This is a genomic window from Rhabdothermus arcticus (genome assembly GCF_055382915.1).
Map to the genome: position 1 here is coordinate 574,417 of NZ_AP043808.1, position 14,741 is coordinate 589,157.

Consider the following 14,741-nt stretch of genomic DNA (forward strand, 5'->3'; position numbering starts at 1 on the left):
CGCGGCCTGTGCTCCGGCGCCGAGCACGGCCCGCCCAAGCGGCGGGCGCTGGCTCAAGCAAATCGTGCGCAAAGGCGAGACCCTCTACACCAACGCCCGCTACCTGGACACCACGCCGGCGCACCTGGCCCGGGAAAACCGCCTGAGGGGAACGACGATCTACCCCGGCCAGGTGCTCCGGCACCTCGAGACGCGCCCCTTGAGGCGCGCCCAGCGGGGCCTTGCGAGCTGGTACGGACCGGGATTCGCCGGCCGGCGCACGGCCTCCGGCGAGCGCTTCGACCCTGAGGCGCTGACCGCCGCCCACCGCAGCCTGCCCTTTGGCACCAAGGTCCTGGTCGTGCGGCTGGACACCGGGGAAGCGGTCTGGGTGCGGGTCAACGACCGCGGCCCCTTTAAGGCCGGCCGGATCATCGATCTCTCGGCGGCCGCCGCCCGGGCGATCGACCTCGACCGCGCCGGCCTCACCGAGGTCTGGCTCTACCTGCCATGAAGGTTGGGTTCCACTTCTCGATCGCCGGCAAGGAGAGCTTCCTTACCGCGCTCCACGAGGCCGAAGCGCTCGGCGTCAACGCCGTGCAGATCTTCGCCAAGAGCCCCCGGGCCTGGCGAAGAAAGCCCTTACCTCCGGCGCTGGCCGAGGCCTTCCGCATCAAGCGCGAGCTTTTAGGCATCGCCCACCTCGCGATCCACGCCAGCTACCTGGTCAACCTCGGGGCCACCGGCGAGCTCTTCGAAAAGAGCGTCTTCTCCCTCGCCGACGACCTGGAAAAGGCCCGGCTGCTCGGCGCGGAGGCGGTGGTGGTGCACCCCGGATCGGGCCCGATCGAACGGATCCGCGAGGGACTCTACCAGGCCCAGGCCCTGGCCCCCAGCCCGGCCCGCCTGCTCATCGAGAACACCGCCGGAGGCGGGCAAAAGCGCGGCGCCGACCCCGAGGAGCTCGCCGCGCTCCTCGCCGATACGCCCTTCGGCCTGGCCCTGGACACCGCCCACGCCTGGCTCGCGGGCTACGATCCGATCGCCTTCCTCGACGCCCTCGAAGCCCGGGGGCTGCGCGAGCGCCTGGCGCTCATCCACTTCAACGACGCCGCCCACCTCAAAGGTAGCCGGCGCGACGTCCACGCCTCCCTTGGCGAGGGGACGATGGGCGAGGCGCTGAAGGCCTTCCTGAAAGACCCCAGGGTGCGGGACCTGCCCTTTGTCATGGAGACCCCGAAGCCCGACGACGCCAAGAACCTCAAGACCTTCCGCGCCTGGGCCAACGCGGCCTAGTCCACCGCCTCCCATCCCCGAGGCCCCTGGCGCAGCCGGGCGTAGGGGCGGCGCGGGTCGTGGGGGGTGACGAGCAAGGTGTCCCCCTCAGCCCAGTCCGGGTAGAGGCGCTTTCGCGTCTCCAAGGTGGTCACCGGGTAGAGGTCGTAGCCCATGATGTAGGGCAGGCCGACGTGCTGGAAGGTGGGCAGCAGGTCCGCGGTGTAGACCAGCCGGCGCCCCTCGGCCTCGAGCACCACCCCCTGCTGCCCCAGGGTGTGGCCGGGGAAGGGAACGAGCCGCAGCCCCTTGACCGGCTCGACCTCGCCCTCGACCGGCTCGAAGCGACCGGCCTCGAAAAGGGGCTCGACGTTCTCCGGAAGGTAGCTGCCGCGGTTGCGCTCGTGGGGATGGAGCGCGTCGTGAAGCTCCTGGCGCTGCACCAGGTAGCGCGCGTTGGGAAAGGTCGGCACCAGGCGCCCGTCCTCGAGCCGGGTGTTCCAGCCCGCGTGGTCGAAGTGCAGGTGGGTGTTGATCACCAGGTCGATCTCTTCCACCCCGATCCCCAGCGCCTTCAACGCGGCGAAGACCCCGTGGCTCTGCTCGATGCGGTAGATCGTTCGGTGCTTTTCCCCGGGCTTGACGTCGAGCCCGGTCTCCACCAGGATCCAACGCTCCCCCGCGCGCACGAGCATCGGCCGGATCACCAGGGGAATGCGGTTTTGCTCGTCGGATTCGGTCTTCTTCGACCAGATCGCCTTGGGAACGACGCCGAACATCGCTCCCCCGTCGAGCCAGAAGCGGCCGTCGACGAAGAGGTAGACCTCGAAGGGCCCGAGCTCAAGACGCTGCATCCCTCACCCCTTTTCGCACCGCGGCCAGGACCTCTAAGGGGTCCTGCCCTTGCTGGATCGCCCGGATCAACGCCGAGCCCACGACCACACCGTCGGCGCCGGCCTCGGCGGCCTGGCGGGCGGTGGCCTCGCCGGAGATGCCGAACCCGATCGCCACCGGGAGCGAGCTCACCGCGCGAACCCGCTCGACCAAGGCCGCCACCTCTTCGGGGAGGCGCTCCCGGGCCCCGGTGACCCCGGTGACGCTGACCGCGTAGATGAAGCCCCGGCTGGCCGCGGCGACCGCCTCAAGCCGCACCTCGGTGGTGGTCGGGGCGACCAGAAAGACCGGATCGAGCCCGGCCTGGCGCGCGGCCTCGGCGATGGCCGGGTCCTCCCCTGCCGGGAGGTCGGGGAAGATCACCCCCTCCACCCCGGCCTCGGCGAAGGCGGAGAAGAACCGCGCCGGGCCCCAGGCCAACACCGGGTTGACGTAGGTCATCAAGAGGAGCGGGGTGTCCGTTGCACGCTTGAGGGCCCGGATGAGCTCGAGGGTCGTCTCGGTGCGCACCCCCTGGCGAAGCGCGACCTCGCTCGCCTGCTGGATGACCGGCCCGTCGCCCAAGGGATCGGAGTACGGCAGGCCGATCTCCATCAGGTCCGCGGCGTTGGCCAGTCGCGTGGCCAGCGCGAGGAAGCCCTCGGGGTCCGGAAAACCCGCGGTCAGGTAGGGGATCACCGCCCGACGGCCGGCGTCCCGGGCCCGCAAGAAGGCCGCTTGCACCCGGCTCATCTCGCCGCCTCCTTCAAGCGCGCGACCTCCTGCACGTCCTTGTCGCCGCGACCGGAGACGTTGATCACCAGGATCGCGTCCTTGGGAAGTTCACCAGCCAGCTTGCGGGCGTAGGCGACGGCGTGGGCGGACTCGAGCGCGGGGATGATGCCTTCTAGCCGCGAAAGCCATTCAAAGGCCTCCAGCGCTTCGGCGTCGGTGACCGCGCGGTACTCGACCACTCCGGTCTCGGCGAGGTGACTGTGCTCGGGGCCGACCCCGGGGTAGTCGAGCCCGGCGGAGACCGAGTGCGCCGGGGCGATCTGCCCGTCCTCGTCCTGCAAGAGGTACATCCGGCTGCCGTGCAGCACGCCCACCCGGCCGCCACCGATGCTCGCCGCGTGCCGCCCGGTGCCAAGGCCCTCCCCGGCGGCCTCCACCCCCACCAGGCGGGGGCGGGGCTCGGTGTAGAGGAAGGGCGCGAAGGCCCCGATCGCGTTGGAGCCACCGCCGACCGCGGCCACGATCGCGTCCGGGATCGAGCGGCCCTCGGCGGCCTCGAGCTGGGCTTGGATCTCCTCCCCGATCACGCTCTGAAAGTCGCGCACGATCGCCGGATAAGGGTGGGGGCCGACGACCGAGCCGAGGATGTAGAAGGTGTCGCGGACGTTCGTCACCCAGTCGCGGATGGCCTCGTTGGTGGCGTCCTTGAGGGTCCGGGTGCCGCTCTTGACGGGGATCACCTCGGCCCCCAAAAGGCGCATGCGGAACACGTTCAGCGCCTGGCGGCGCACGTCCTCCTCGCCCATGTAGACCACCGCCTGGAGCCCAAACAGGGCCGCGGCGGTGGCCACGCTGACCCCGTGCTGCCCAGCCCCGGTCTCGGCGATCACCCGGGTCTTGCCCATGCGCTTGGCCAGGAGCGCCTGCCCCAAGGTGTTGTTGATCTTGTGGGCGCCGGTGTGGGCCAGGTCCTCGCGCTTGAGGTAGGTCTTCACCCCGAGCGCGCGGCTCAGGTTTTCCGCGTAATACAGCGGGGTGGGGCGCCCGGCGTAGTCCCGCAGGTAGCGGGAGAACTCGGCGAGGAAGGCGGGGTCACGCCGCGCTTCGCGCCAGGCCACCTCGAGGGCCTCGAGGGCGGGGATCAGGGTCTCCGGCACGTAGCGTCCGCCAAACGCTCCAAAGCGTCCCTGGCGATCCGGCCAGGGGTAGTCGAGAAAGGTCCAGTTCAAGCACAGCCTCCTTGTTGCGTGGCATAGGGTTTAAGCGCCAAAGGGCCCGCGGGGCGCCCCTAGAGAGGGTGCAGCCGCACCTTGTAGCTCCTTGGGGTACGCACCCGCATGGCCCTATGCTAAAAGGCCCGCGGCCGGGCTTCAACACGCCTTGGATACAATGCCCCCAAGATGCTGGCGCTCGTCGTCCTGCTGGCGCTCGCCCTCCCCACCCAGGGCACCCCGGGGGCGGTGCTCTACTGCCCGGACGGGATCTACACGATGCCCGGCCCCCTGCCGCTTAAGGCCTTCAAGAAGAAGGCCACCCTCAAGCTCGCCCTCCCCTACCGCCGGCCGGACTGGACCCTCAAGGTTCGCTATAGCTTTCGCGGAGGCGAGCTCGTCCGCGAGGTGCTCAAGACCCCGCGCCCCTTCCCCAAGACCCAGATCGCCCTCATCCGGGTCTGCACCTTCGACGGCCGCGACTGGCGCTGCGAGGAAGCCCAAAAGCGGGCATGGACGACCCACTGGGACCCGAAGACGCGCACCCTCTGGATCTTCCTGACCCAGCGCGGGCCGCTTCGCGCCGTCGAGGTGCGCCTCTTTTTCGGGGAAGGGACCTGCGGCGGCCACCTCCTCTACAGGGTCGAGGGGCTCAACTTATAAAGGAAGACGGCGCCGTTCGGCGCCGCTTTGGTGGAGCCGGGGGGATTCGAACCCCCGACCTCCCGCTTGCAAGGCGGGTGCTCTCCCGCTGAGCTACGGCCCCGTAGGCCAAACGCATTCTAGAGGCGGGCCCCTGGCTGGTCAAACCCATCGCGACCCCCTATAATGGCCCCTTGGTGCGCCGAGGCCCCCGGGGGCAGGGGGGTGTCCCCTGGGAGATGGCCGGGCGCGCCGGCGAACGCTCGCCTCAACGCCCCCCGGAAGAGGAGAACGTATGGCTTGTAACATCACGATGAAGGAGCTCCTGGAGGCCGGGGTCCACTTCGGTCACGAGACCAAGCGCTGGAACCCCAAGATGAAGCCCTACATCTACGCGGAGCGGGGCGGCATCTTCATCATCGACCTGCAAAAGACCCTGCCCCTGATGCAGCGGGCCTGCGCGTTCGCCGCCGATCTCGCCGCCCGTGGCGGGGTGATCCTCTATGTGGGGACCAAGAAGCAGGCCCAGGAGATCATCCAGATCGAGGCCGACCGGGCGGGGATGCCCTACGTCAACCAGCGCTGGTTGGGCGGGATGCTGACCAACTTCAAGACGATCTCCTCCCGGGTCAAGCGCCTGGAGGAGCTCGAGGCCCTCTTCGAATCCGAGGAGATCCACGACCGGCCGAAGAAGGAGCAGGTGCGCCTCAAGCGCGAGCTCGAGCGCCTGCAGAAGTACCTCGGCGGCTTTCGCAAGCTGAAACGGCTCCCCGACGCGCTCTACGTCATCGACCCGGTCAAGGAGGAGATCGCGGTGCGCGAGGCGAACAAGCTGGGCATCCCGGTCATCGCCTACGCGGACACCGACGCCGATCCCGACCTGATCGACCACATCATCCCCGGGAACGACGACGCGATCCGCTCGATCCAGCTGGTCACCAGCCGATTCACCGACGCGATCATCGAGGCCAAGGGGGGCGGCGAGACCGCGCCCAGCGAGGCCGAGGCCACCGAGGAAGGAGCTGAAGCATGAGCCAGATCGAACTGATCAAGAAACTGCGCAGCCAGACCGGCGCGGGCATGATGGACGTCAAGAAAGCGCTCGAGGACGCTGGCTGGGACGAGGAGAAGGCGATCCAGCTGCTCCGCGAGCGGGGCGCGATGAAGGCCGCCAAGAAAGCCGGCCGCGAGGCCAAGGAAGGCCTCGTCACCGCTTACATCCACCACAACCAGCGCCTCGGCGTCCTCCTGGAGCTCAACTGCGAGACCGACTTCGTCGCCCGCAACGAGGAGTTCCAGAAGCTGGCCAAGGACCTCGCGATGCACATCGCGATGGCCGCCCCCAAGTACGTGAGCAAGGAGGAGATCCCCGCCGAGGAGCTGGAAAAGGAGCGGGAGATCTACAAGAAGGCGGCGATGGCCGAAGGCAAGCCGGAAGCGATCGCCGAGAAGATCGCCGAGGGCCGGCTCAAGAAGTACATCCAGGAGGTCGTCCTGCTCGAGCAGCCCTTCGTCAAGGACGACAAACTCACCGTTGGCGAGCTGATCCAGCAGGCGATCGCCAAGCTCGGCGAGAACATCCAGGTCCGACGCTTTTGCCGCTTTGAGCTGGGCGGCGAGTGAGACGGGGCCCTTCGGGGCCCCTTTTTTTCGGTCATGAGTTATAAACGCGTGCTCCTTAAGCTGTCCGGCGAGTTCCTCTCCGGCGGGGGCTTTGGCATCAAGCCCGAGGCCAGCCGGGCCCTCGCCGAGGAGATCGCCCGGGCCAAGGCGGAGACCGGGGTCGAGCTGGCGATCGTCGTCGGGGCCGGCAACCTCTGGCGTGGCGCCCGCCAGGGCAGCGGCATGGACCGGGCCACCGCCGACTACATCGGGATGCTGGGCACGATCATGAACGCCCTGGCCCTGCAGGACGCGCTCGAGGGCCTGGGCCTGGAGACCCGGGTGCAGACCGCGCTCACCATCACCGAGGTCGCCGAGCCCTACATCCGCCGCCGGGCACTGCGGCACCTGGAGAAGGGGCGGGTGGTGATCTTCGGAGGGGGCACCGGCAACCCCTTCTTCTCCACCGACACCGCGGCCGCGCTTAGGGCGCTGGAGATCGGCGCCGACGTGGTCCTGATGGCCAAGAACAAGGTCGACGGGGTCTACGACAAGGACCCCCGCCAGCACCCCGACGCCCGGCGTTTTTCCCGCCTCACCTACATGGACCTCCTGGCCAAGAACCTCGAGGTCATGGACGCCACCGCGGTGACCCTGTGCATGGAGGCCGACCTGCCGATCGTGGTCTTCGACATCTTCGCCCCGGGCAACCTGGTGCGGGTCCTCGAAGGACAGCCGGTTGGTACACTGATCCACAGTGGAAAGGGGGTCTAGCCGTGTTCAAGGAGGTCTTTAAGGAAACCCGCGACCACATGCAAAAGGCCGTCGAGGTCTTCAAGGAGCACCTGGCCGGCCTGCGCACCGGCCGCGCCAACCCCGAGCTCCTCTTGCACCTCAAGGTCGACTACTACGGCACCGAGGTCCCGCTCAGCCAGGTGGCGACGGTCAGCGCCCCCGACGCCCGCACCCTGATGGTCCAGGCCTGGGACCAGAACGCCCTGGCCTCGATCGAGAAGGCGATCCGCGAGTCCGACCTGGGCCTCAACCCCAACAACAAGGGGGACGCGCTCTACATCAACGTCCCCCCGCTCACCGAGGAGCGGCGCAAGGCGCTGGTCAAGACCGCGCACCAGCTCGCCGAGGAGGCCCGTATCGCGATTCGCAACGTGCGCCGGCACGCGCTCGAGGACCTGCGCAAGCGGGCCAAGGAGCTCCACGCCTCCGAGGATGAGCTCAAGCGGGCCGAGGCCGAGGTGCAAAAGCTCACCGACGAGTTCATCGAGGCGGTCAACGCCCTCTTAAAGCGCAAGGAAGAAGACATCCTCGGCGAATGAGCGACCTTCCCCGTCACGTCGCGATCATCATGGACGGGAACGGCCGCTGGGCCCGCGCCCGCGGCCTCCCGCGAGGGGCGGGGCACGCCGCCGGCCGGGAAGCGATCCGGCGCACCCTGCGCGCGGCCCGCAAGGCCGGGGTGCCCTGGCTGACCCTCTACGCCTTCTCGACCGAGAACTGGCGCCGCCCGAAGGAGGAGGTGGCGCTCTTGATGCAGCTCTTCGAGGAGGTCCTCCTGACCGAGACCCCGAAGCTCGCCGAGGAGGGAGTGCGGATCCGCGTCATCGGCGAGCGCGCCGGCCTCCCCGAACGCCTGCAGGCGGCGATTGCCTTCGCCGAGGAAGCGACCGCGAAGAACACCGCGCTGAACCTGGTCGCGGCGCTCAACTACGGCGGCCGCCGGGAGATCCTGCGCGCCGTCGAACGCCTGATCGCCCGCGGTCTGCCCCCCACCGAGGAGAACCTCAGGGGTGGGTTCTACCTTCCGGAGATGCCGGACCCGGACCTGGTGATCCGCACCGGGGGGGAGCTCCGGGTCTCCAACTTCCTCCTTTGGCAGACCGCCTACGCAGAGCTCTGGGTCACCGAGAAATACTGGCCGGACTTTGACGAGGCAGACTTCGACGCGGCCCTGCGGGCCTATCGGCTAAGGGAGCGGCGGTTTGGCGGCGTCCCTCAAAGCTAGGATTTTGACCGCCGTCGTCGGCCTCGCCGTCCTGGGGGTGGTCATCGTCGCGGGCACCCCGCTGCTGCTTCCGCTCGCCTACCTCCTGGTCTGGCTGGCCAGCGACGAGCTCGAGGCGATGCTGGCCCAGCGCGGGATCCCGCTGAACACCTGGCTGCTCAAGGGCTGGGGGCTGGTGATGCTCCTCGCCTCCCTCCCCCAGCTGGGGCCGGGGCCCTGGCGAGAGGCCGCGCTGGGCACGGGGCTGCTGCTGGCCTTCCTTTACGAGCTCGTCCGCGGGGCCAACGTCCCCCGTTTGATCGCCAGCATCTTCGCCTTCGTCTACCTGCCCTGGTCGCTGGGCTACGCCCTCTTGCTGCGCTACACCCCAGACCCCTTTTGGGGCGTCTGGTCGCTGAGCCTCCCCCTGGTCGCGGCGTTCGCCAACGACATCGGGGCGTTCTTCGTGGGCAAGCGCTTTGGGCGCGTGCGCATCGCCCCCGAGATCAGCCCCAACAAGACGCTGGAGGGTAGCCTCGGCGGGGTGGTGGCGGCGTTCTTGGCCCTGTTCGCGCTCTCGGGGATCGTGCACGCCCGGGTGCAGCTCTCGGTCCTCGACGTGCTCGGGCTCTCCCTGTTGATCGCCCTGGCGGCGCAGGTCGGGGACCTCGCGGAATCGATGCTCAAGCGCTACGCCGGGGTCAAGGACTCGGGAAGGCTGCTCCCGGGTCACGGGGGCTTTCTCGACCGGCTGGACTCGGTCCTTCTGACCCTGCCCCTGACCTATTACCTGGTGGTGATGCTCCCTTGAGGCTGGTGGTGCTGGGCTCGACCGGCTCGATCGGCACCCAGGCGCTGGAGGTCGCCCGCTGGCGGGGCTACCGGGTGGTGGGGCTGGCCGCGGGGAAACACGTCGAACGCCTCCAGGCCCAGATCGAGGCCCACCAACCGGAGGTGGTCTACGCCCATCCCGAGGTCAGCGGGCACCTCTCCCTTCCCCCGGGAACCCGTTTGGTGGCCAGCCCCGAGGCCGTCGCCGCCCACCCCGCGGACGCGGCGATCGCCGCGATCCCCGGCCTCGCCGGGCTGGGGCCGGTGCGCGCCGCGATCGAGAGCAACAAGCGCGTCGGGCTCGCGAACAAGGAGGCGATGGTCGCCGCCGGCCCCCTCCTCTGGGCGCTGGCCGAGGCCCATGGGGCCAAGCTGCTGCCGGTGGACTCCGAGCACTCGGCCCTCTTCCAGGCCCTCCTCGGCGAGCCCAGGGAGGCGATCCACGCGCTCTACCTCACCGCTTCCGGGGGGCCCTTCCTAAACGGCCCCGAGGACCTGAGCCAGGTGACGCCGGAGATGGCCCTCAAGCACCCCCGCTGGCGCATGGGCAAGAAGGTGACGGTGGACTCCGCGACCCTCTTCAACAAGGGGCTCGAGGTCCTCGAAGCCAAGGAGTACTTCCGGCTGCCGCTGGAAAAGATCCGGGTCCTGGTGCACCCCGAGGCCTACGTCCACGGCCTGGTGCAGTTCACCGACGGCGCGATCAAGGCCCAGATGGGCCCCACCGACATGCGGCTCTTTATCCAGTACGCGCTGACCTACCCCACCCGTCCACCCACCCCGCTCACCGATGCCCCTTTCCCCGCCGCGCTCCACTTCTCGCCCCCGGACACCGAGCGCTTCCCGGCGCTGGCCGCGGCCTACCTCGCGGGTGAAAAGGGGCCGTTGGCCCAGGTCGCGGTGAACGCCGCCGATGAGGTCGCGGTCGAGGCCTTCCTGGCCGGGAAGCTCCCCTTCACCCGCATCCCCGAGGTGCTCTTTCGGGTGGTGGCTGAAGCGCCCGAGGACGCCTTAAGCTGGGAGCGGCTGTTCGAGGTCGACGCCTGGGCCCGGCGTCGCGCACGGGAGGTTTTGTGAGCTGGCTTTGGTTTCTCGTTGTCATCGGCTTGAGCATCTTCGTGCACGAGCTCGGGCACTACCTCGCGGCCCGGCTCCAGGGGGTCCGGGTTCCGGTCTTCTCGATCGGCTTCGGGCCACCGCTCTTTCGCGTGCACTGGGCGGGGACCGAGTGGCGCGTGGCCCTCATCCCCCTCGGCGGCTTCGCCCTGATCGAGGGGCTGGCCGAGGGCGAGACCGAGGCACCGGTGGGCTTTGCCCGGCTCTCGCTCCTGGGCCAGACCCTGGTCCTGATCGGCGGGGTGCTGATGAACCTGATCCTGGCCTGGCTCCTGATGGCCGCGGTCTTCAGCGCCCGGGGAATCCCCACCCCGGTGCCGAACGAGGCACAGATCATCGAGGTCCTTCCCGGCTCGCTGGCCGAGGCCGCGGGCCTGGCCCCCGGGGACGTCATCGTGGCCATCGACGGCCGCCCCCTCACCCACTACACCGAGATCGCCCGCATCAAGGAGGCGCCCGGGGAACACGTCCTCACCGTGCGCAGGAACGGCCGCACCCTCGAGGTACGCCTGGTCTGGACGCCCGAGGCCAAGCAGATCGGGGTGCGCTACGGCCCCCGGATCGCGTTGAAACGGGTGAGCTTCGTCGCCGCGTTCGTTTACGCGGTCCGCTTCACCGTCCAGATCCTGCCCCGGATGGTCGAAAGCTTCGTCGTGGGCATCGTCGGCGTGCTCCTGGGCCGGCCGCCGGCGGACCTGGTCGGACCCGTGGGCCTCGTCGGCCTCACCGCCAAGGCCGCCGCCCAGGGCTGGGTCGCCCTGGCCCAGCTCACCGCGATGATCAACCTTTCGCTGGCCATCTTCAACCTCCTGCCCATCCCCGGCCTGGACGGGGGCCGGCTGCTCTTGCTCTACCTGCGGCGGCTCCTGGGCTCCCGGCTGACCCCCGAGAAGGAGGCTTGGATCAACGCCGCCGGACTCTTCTTCGTCTTCCTGCTCCTGATCATGGTCACCTTCCAAGACCTCCTGCGGATCTTCGGAGGAGGCACGGGAGGGCCCTAGGGTGGAGGCCACAGTCCTCATCCCCGCCTACAACGAAGCGGCCACGATCGGCGCGGTGGTCGAGGCCGTGCGCAAGGCGGGGTTTCCGGTGGTCGTCGCCGACGACGGCTCGAGCGACGCCACCGCCGAGGTCGCCGCCGCGGCCGGGGCGGAGGTGGTGCGGCTGCCCCAAAACCGCGGCAAGGGCGGAGCCTACGCGGCCGGCCTGAAGGCGGTCCGCACCCCTTACGTCATCCTCCTCGACGCCGACCTGGTGGGGCTCAAAGGGGCGCACCTCGAGGCCCTCCTGGCGCCGGTCGTCGCCGGGGAGGCGGAGATGACGGTCGGGGTCTTTCGCGGGGGGCGGCTCCTCACCGACCTCGGCAACCGCCTGACCCCCTTCCTCTCGGGCCAGCGCGCGCTGGCCACCGAGCGGCTTCGGGCCGTCCCCGGCTTGGAGACGGCCCGCTACGACGTCGAGCTCCTTTTGACCCACACCGCGAAGGCGCAGGGCTGGCGGGTGCGCTACCTGCCCCTAGAAGGGCTCTCCCAGGTGATGAAGGAGGAAAAGCGGGGCGTCGTACGGGGTCTGCTGCACCGCTTGCGGATGTACCTGGAGGTCCTCCGCCACGCCTTCAGGGGGCCTCGAAGGCCACGAGGTCGATGACCCCGCCCTCGGGGGTGGCGTAGCGCACGACGCCCAGCCCGGGAACGAAGTAGAGGTCCACCTGGTTCTCCCCCCCGCCCGCGGCGCTCATCGTGGAGCGGACCAGGAACGCGTTGAAGGCCCCGAAGGGCACCCGCACCCCCGCGACGCCGACGACGGTAAAGCTCACCCGGATCGGCTTCCCGTCCAGCGCGGTGGTCTGGGACCAGGTCTGGCCGGCCCGCCAGGGAAGCGGGGGGTAGAGCAAGAGCGGGGGGTCGTAAACGAGCGTGCGGCCTTCGGTGCGCACCGCGAGGATCCGTACCCCGTCCTGAACGCCGAGGACCTCGACCATCTCCCCGCCCCCGGGATAGCGGTGGACGAGCTCGTAGACCTCGACCCCGCCGAGGACCTTTTTCGCCGCGATGGTCTGGACCTCGCCGGAGGCGTAGCGCCAGGTCGTCCCCGGCCGGTGGGGGAAGAGCTCCGCCGCGAGCCCCAATCCGAAAAGAAAGAGAAAGAAAAAGAGCCGCCTCATTCCTCCTCCCCCAGTGCCCGGCCGCGTGCGGTCGCGGCCTCGACCGCGCGCACGAAGGCCCCGCGCACCCCCGCTTCCTCGACCTCCTTGAGGCCGTAGATGGTGGTGCCCGCGGGGCTCGCCACCTCGTCCTTCAAGAGGGCGGGATGCTTGTCCAAGAGTAGGGCCCCGGTGGCCTCGAGCACCTCCGCCGCGAAGCGCAGCGCCTCCTTCCGGGGGATGCCCATCCGCACCCCCCCGTCGGCGAGCGCCTCCGCGACCAGGGCCAGGTAGGCTGGGGCCGAGGCGCTCATCGCGGTGAAGGCGTCGAAGAGCCCCTCATCGAGGGCGTAGACGCTGCCCACGGTGCCAAAGAGCCCGCGGGCGAATGCCAGGTCTTCGGCCTCCTGGGCCTCGGGGAGCGCGGTGATCGCCGTGGTGCTCTTCTTGATCGTCGCCGCCATGTTGGGCATCGCCCGCACCACACGGCGGGTCCCCAGCTGATCGGCGATGCGCCGGGTGGAGACCCCGGCCATGATCGAGAGGTAGCCGACCCCGGGGTGGGCGAGGATCGAGGCCACTTTCTTGAAGTCCTGGGGCTTGGTGGCGATCAGGATGCGCTCGGCCTCGCGCAGGTCCTCCGGGGCGACCGGTTGCACCCCGAACGCCTCCGCGCGCTCCCGGGTCAGCTCGGGGCTGCGCTCCATGATCCCGACCTCCCGGGGGGTCAAAAACCCCGCGTCCAAAACGCCGCGCAGGATGCTCTGCCCCATCCGACCGAGGCCGACGATGACGAGCCTCATGGGCCGAAGTCTAGCACGAAGCGCACCCGGTCACCGGGGCGGAGCTGCCCGGCCTTCCAGAGGTCCGCGGGGTGCACGACCGCCGGCTTTTGGTAGCCGCCGAGGGTACCGCGGTCGGCGAGCAAGAGCATCGGCTGCCCTCCCGGGGGTACCTGGACCGCCCCAAGGGGCACGGCCTCGCTGGTCACCTCCCCGCCGGGGACGCCGCCCTCGAGGAAGCGCACCCCCATGCGGTCGGCCTTGGCCACGGTCCAGGGCCGCTGCGTGAGGGCCGCCAGGGCCTCGGGGCGGGCCTGGGGGCCGGGCCGCAGGCGAAGGGTGAGCGGCCAGGTCAGGGGCCAGGGATCGAACCGAAAGCGCCGGGCGCGGGTCGGGGTGATGCGCGCCCCGAGCCGGTCCCCGGCCCGCAAGGGCCGCCCGATCCGCCCCTTGAGGTCCACGCTCCGGCTGCCCATGAAGGCGCCGTGCTCGATGCCCCCGGGCAGGGCCAGGTAGGCCCGGGCCCCCCGCCCGTGAGGAAGGAAGCGAAGACGGGCCCCCCGCCGGAGGGGGACCGCGCTCCCCGGGGCAAACCGCTCGCCGTCGACCTCGAGGACCAGGCCGTACCCGGCAAACCCCAGCACGCCCGCCTGGAGCGCGACGAGCTCGGGCCCCTGTAGGCTGACCTCGAGGACCGCGGCGTCCTCGGGGTTCCCCAACAGCCGGTTGGCCAGCGCCGCCGAATAGGCGTCGAGCGGCCCCGAGCGGGCGAGGCCGTAGCGCCCGGCCATGAAGCGGCCTCGGTCGACGACGAGGTCCAAAAGCCCCGGCCGCTCGACCTGCAAAAGGGGATGACGGGGCTCGGGAGGCAAGAGCTCGAGCCCCTCCGGTGGCGGCGGCACGGGCCCACTCGCCGGCCGAAAGCGCACCACGTCCCCCGGCGAGAGCAGGAAGACCGGGTCGCGGTGGGGATCGTAGACCCGGACCAGCGCGCGCCCGATGAGGTTCCAGCCCCCCGGACTCTCCAAGGGGTAGATCCCGGTCTGCGCCCCGGCGATGCCCACCGCGTGGGCGGGCACCCGATCCCGGGGCGCGGGCAGCCGGGGCTTTCGAAGCGCCGGGTCCACCAGGCCCAAGAAGGGAAAGCCGGGGGTGAACCCGAGGGCGAAGACCAGGTAGTCGCGCCCGGCGTGCCGCTGGACGACCTCCTTCGGGGAGAGGCCCGCCCACGCGCCGACGGCGTCCAGGTCCGGGCCATCGTAGACGACGGGGATCGTATGCCTTTGGGAGGTCGCCGTCGTTGCCGCTCGCGCCGCGGTGGCCCAGCGCCGGACCCGGGACAGCGGAAGCCGCGCCGCGTCGAACTCCACGTAGAGGGAGGCGTAGCCGAGGATGAGGTCGGTCACCCCGGGAAGGGGGTCCGAAAGCAGCGCGGCCAGCCGCGCCCGGGCAGCGGCGTTGGCCTTCGGGTCCAGCCCTTCGCCGAAGTAGAGGTAGAAGCCCCCCAGCCGCATGCGCCTGATTTTATCGGGATTTGACGCGCTTTCCCGGCT

Annotated in this window: 18 protein-coding genes and 1 tRNA gene; 12 read left to right on the forward strand and 7 right to left on the reverse strand. The window is 70.0% G+C overall.

Features of this window, described 5'->3' with window-relative positions; translation table 11 throughout:
- Positions 1 to 64: 64 nt before the first annotated feature.
- Both ACZ48Y_RS03040 and ACZ48Y_RS03045 read left to right on the forward strand, forming a co-directional pair.
- The gene (locus ACZ48Y_RS03040; protein WP_464742039.1) at positions 65 to 493 is read left to right on the forward strand and encodes a septal ring lytic transglycosylase RlpA family protein; all 429 of its coding nucleotides are present in this window, start codon (positions 65 to 67) and stop codon (positions 491 to 493) included.
- Complete coding sequence (locus ACZ48Y_RS03045; RefSeq protein WP_464742041.1) at positions 490 to 1,275, forward strand: deoxyribonuclease IV; 786 nt, start codon at positions 490 to 492, stop codon at positions 1,273 to 1,275. The genes ACZ48Y_RS03040 and ACZ48Y_RS03045 overlap by 4 nt, the downstream gene beginning before the upstream one ends.
- Here the strand turns inward: ACZ48Y_RS03045 and ACZ48Y_RS03050 are convergent.
- Genes ACZ48Y_RS03050 through trpB form a run of 3 tightly spaced genes read right to left on the reverse strand, consistent with a single transcriptional unit; the run spans position 1,272 to position 4,091 of the window.
- Positions 1,272 to 2,108, reverse strand: a complete 837-nt coding sequence (locus ACZ48Y_RS03050; RefSeq protein WP_464742043.1) for an MBL fold metallo-hydrolase — start codon at positions 2,106 to 2,108, stop codon at positions 1,272 to 1,274. The genes ACZ48Y_RS03045 and ACZ48Y_RS03050 overlap by 4 nt on opposite strands.
- Positions 2,095 to 2,880, reverse strand: a complete 786-nt coding sequence (gene trpA, locus ACZ48Y_RS03055; protein WP_464742045.1) for a tryptophan synthase subunit alpha — start codon at positions 2,878 to 2,880, stop codon at positions 2,095 to 2,097. The genes ACZ48Y_RS03050 and trpA overlap by 14 nt, the downstream gene beginning before the upstream one ends.
- Entirely contained in the window at positions 2,877 to 4,091 is a 1,215-nt protein-coding gene (gene trpB, locus ACZ48Y_RS03060; protein ID WP_464742047.1) for a tryptophan synthase subunit beta, read from the reverse strand. Before trpB ends, trpA begins: the two co-directional genes overlap by 4 nt.
- A gap of 171 nt (positions 4,092 to 4,262) precedes the next feature.
- On the opposite strand from trpB, the gene ACZ48Y_RS03065 reads away from it, so the two are divergent.
- Complete coding sequence (locus ACZ48Y_RS03065) at positions 4,263 to 4,736, forward strand: hypothetical protein (protein WP_464742049.1); 474 nt, start codon at positions 4,263 to 4,265, stop codon at positions 4,734 to 4,736.
- Positions 4,737 to 4,764: 28 nt separating this feature from the next.
- Here ACZ48Y_RS03065 and ACZ48Y_RS03070 read toward each other — a convergent pair.
- Positions 4,765 to 4,839: transfer RNA gene (locus ACZ48Y_RS03070), tRNA-Ala, on the reverse strand.
- 171 nt (positions 4,840 to 5,010) lie between these two features.
- Here ACZ48Y_RS03070 and rpsB point away from each other — a divergent pair.
- Genes rpsB through ACZ48Y_RS03115 form a run of 9 tightly spaced genes read left to right on the forward strand, consistent with a single transcriptional unit; the run spans position 5,011 to position 11,910 of the window.
- Positions 5,011 to 5,748, forward strand: a complete 738-nt coding sequence (rpsB, locus tag ACZ48Y_RS03075) for a 30S ribosomal protein S2 (RefSeq protein WP_464742051.1) — start codon at positions 5,011 to 5,013, stop codon at positions 5,746 to 5,748.
- Entirely contained in the window at positions 5,745 to 6,338 is a 594-nt protein-coding gene (gene tsf, locus ACZ48Y_RS03080; protein ID WP_464742053.1) for a translation elongation factor Ts, read from the forward strand. The genes rpsB and tsf overlap by 4 nt, the downstream gene beginning before the upstream one ends.
- A gap of 33 nt (positions 6,339 to 6,371) precedes the next feature.
- Positions 6,372 to 7,091, forward strand: a complete 720-nt coding sequence (pyrH, locus tag ACZ48Y_RS03085; protein ID WP_464742055.1) for a UMP kinase — start codon at positions 6,372 to 6,374, stop codon at positions 7,089 to 7,091.
- A 38-nt stretch (positions 7,092 to 7,129) separates the two neighbouring features.
- A complete protein-coding gene (gene frr, locus ACZ48Y_RS03090; protein ID WP_464742794.1) occupies positions 7,130 to 7,651 on the forward strand; it encodes a ribosome recycling factor in 522 nt (173 codons plus the stop codon).
- Positions 7,648 to 8,337, forward strand: a complete 690-nt coding sequence (uppS, locus tag ACZ48Y_RS03095; protein WP_464742057.1) for a polyprenyl diphosphate synthase — start codon at positions 7,648 to 7,650, stop codon at positions 8,335 to 8,337. The genes frr and uppS overlap by 4 nt, the downstream gene beginning before the upstream one ends.
- A complete protein-coding gene (locus ACZ48Y_RS03100) occupies positions 8,315 to 9,127 on the forward strand; it encodes a phosphatidate cytidylyltransferase (RefSeq protein ID WP_464742059.1) in 813 nt (270 codons plus the stop codon). The genes uppS and ACZ48Y_RS03100 overlap by 23 nt, the downstream gene beginning before the upstream one ends.
- Complete coding sequence (dxr, locus tag ACZ48Y_RS03105; RefSeq protein ID WP_464742061.1) at positions 9,124 to 10,224, forward strand: 1-deoxy-D-xylulose-5-phosphate reductoisomerase; 1,101 nt, start codon at positions 9,124 to 9,126, stop codon at positions 10,222 to 10,224. The genes ACZ48Y_RS03100 and dxr overlap by 4 nt, the downstream gene beginning before the upstream one ends.
- Positions 10,221 to 11,264, forward strand: a complete 1,044-nt coding sequence (locus tag ACZ48Y_RS03110; RefSeq protein WP_464742063.1) for a M50 family metallopeptidase — start codon at positions 10,221 to 10,223, stop codon at positions 11,262 to 11,264. Before dxr ends, ACZ48Y_RS03110 begins: the two co-directional genes overlap by 4 nt.
- 1 nt (position 11,265) lies before the next feature.
- The gene (locus tag ACZ48Y_RS03115) at positions 11,266 to 11,910 is read left to right on the forward strand and encodes a glycosyltransferase family 2 protein (RefSeq protein ID WP_464742065.1); all 645 of its coding nucleotides are present in this window, start codon (positions 11,266 to 11,268) and stop codon (positions 11,908 to 11,910) included.
- Here ACZ48Y_RS03115 and ACZ48Y_RS03120 read toward each other — a convergent pair.
- The 3 genes from ACZ48Y_RS03120 to ACZ48Y_RS03130 are packed head-to-tail and all read right to left on the reverse strand — an operon-like array spanning position 11,879 to position 14,702.
- The gene (locus ACZ48Y_RS03120) at positions 11,879 to 12,427 is read right to left on the reverse strand and encodes a hypothetical protein (protein WP_464742067.1); all 549 of its coding nucleotides are present in this window, start codon (positions 12,425 to 12,427) and stop codon (positions 11,879 to 11,881) included. The two genes, ACZ48Y_RS03115 and ACZ48Y_RS03120, sit on opposite strands and share 32 nt — an antisense overlap.
- Positions 12,424 to 13,209 (reverse strand): pyrroline-5-carboxylate reductase, encoded by a 786-nt coding sequence (proC, locus tag ACZ48Y_RS03125; RefSeq protein ID WP_464742069.1) that lies wholly within the window; start codon positions 13,207 to 13,209, stop codon positions 12,424 to 12,426. Before proC ends, ACZ48Y_RS03120 begins: the two co-directional genes overlap by 4 nt.
- Entirely contained in the window at positions 13,206 to 14,702 is a 1,497-nt protein-coding gene (locus ACZ48Y_RS03130) for a 5-oxoprolinase subunit B/C family protein (protein WP_464742071.1), read from the reverse strand. Before ACZ48Y_RS03130 ends, proC begins: the two co-directional genes overlap by 4 nt.
- Positions 14,703 to 14,741 lie beyond the last annotated feature (39 nt).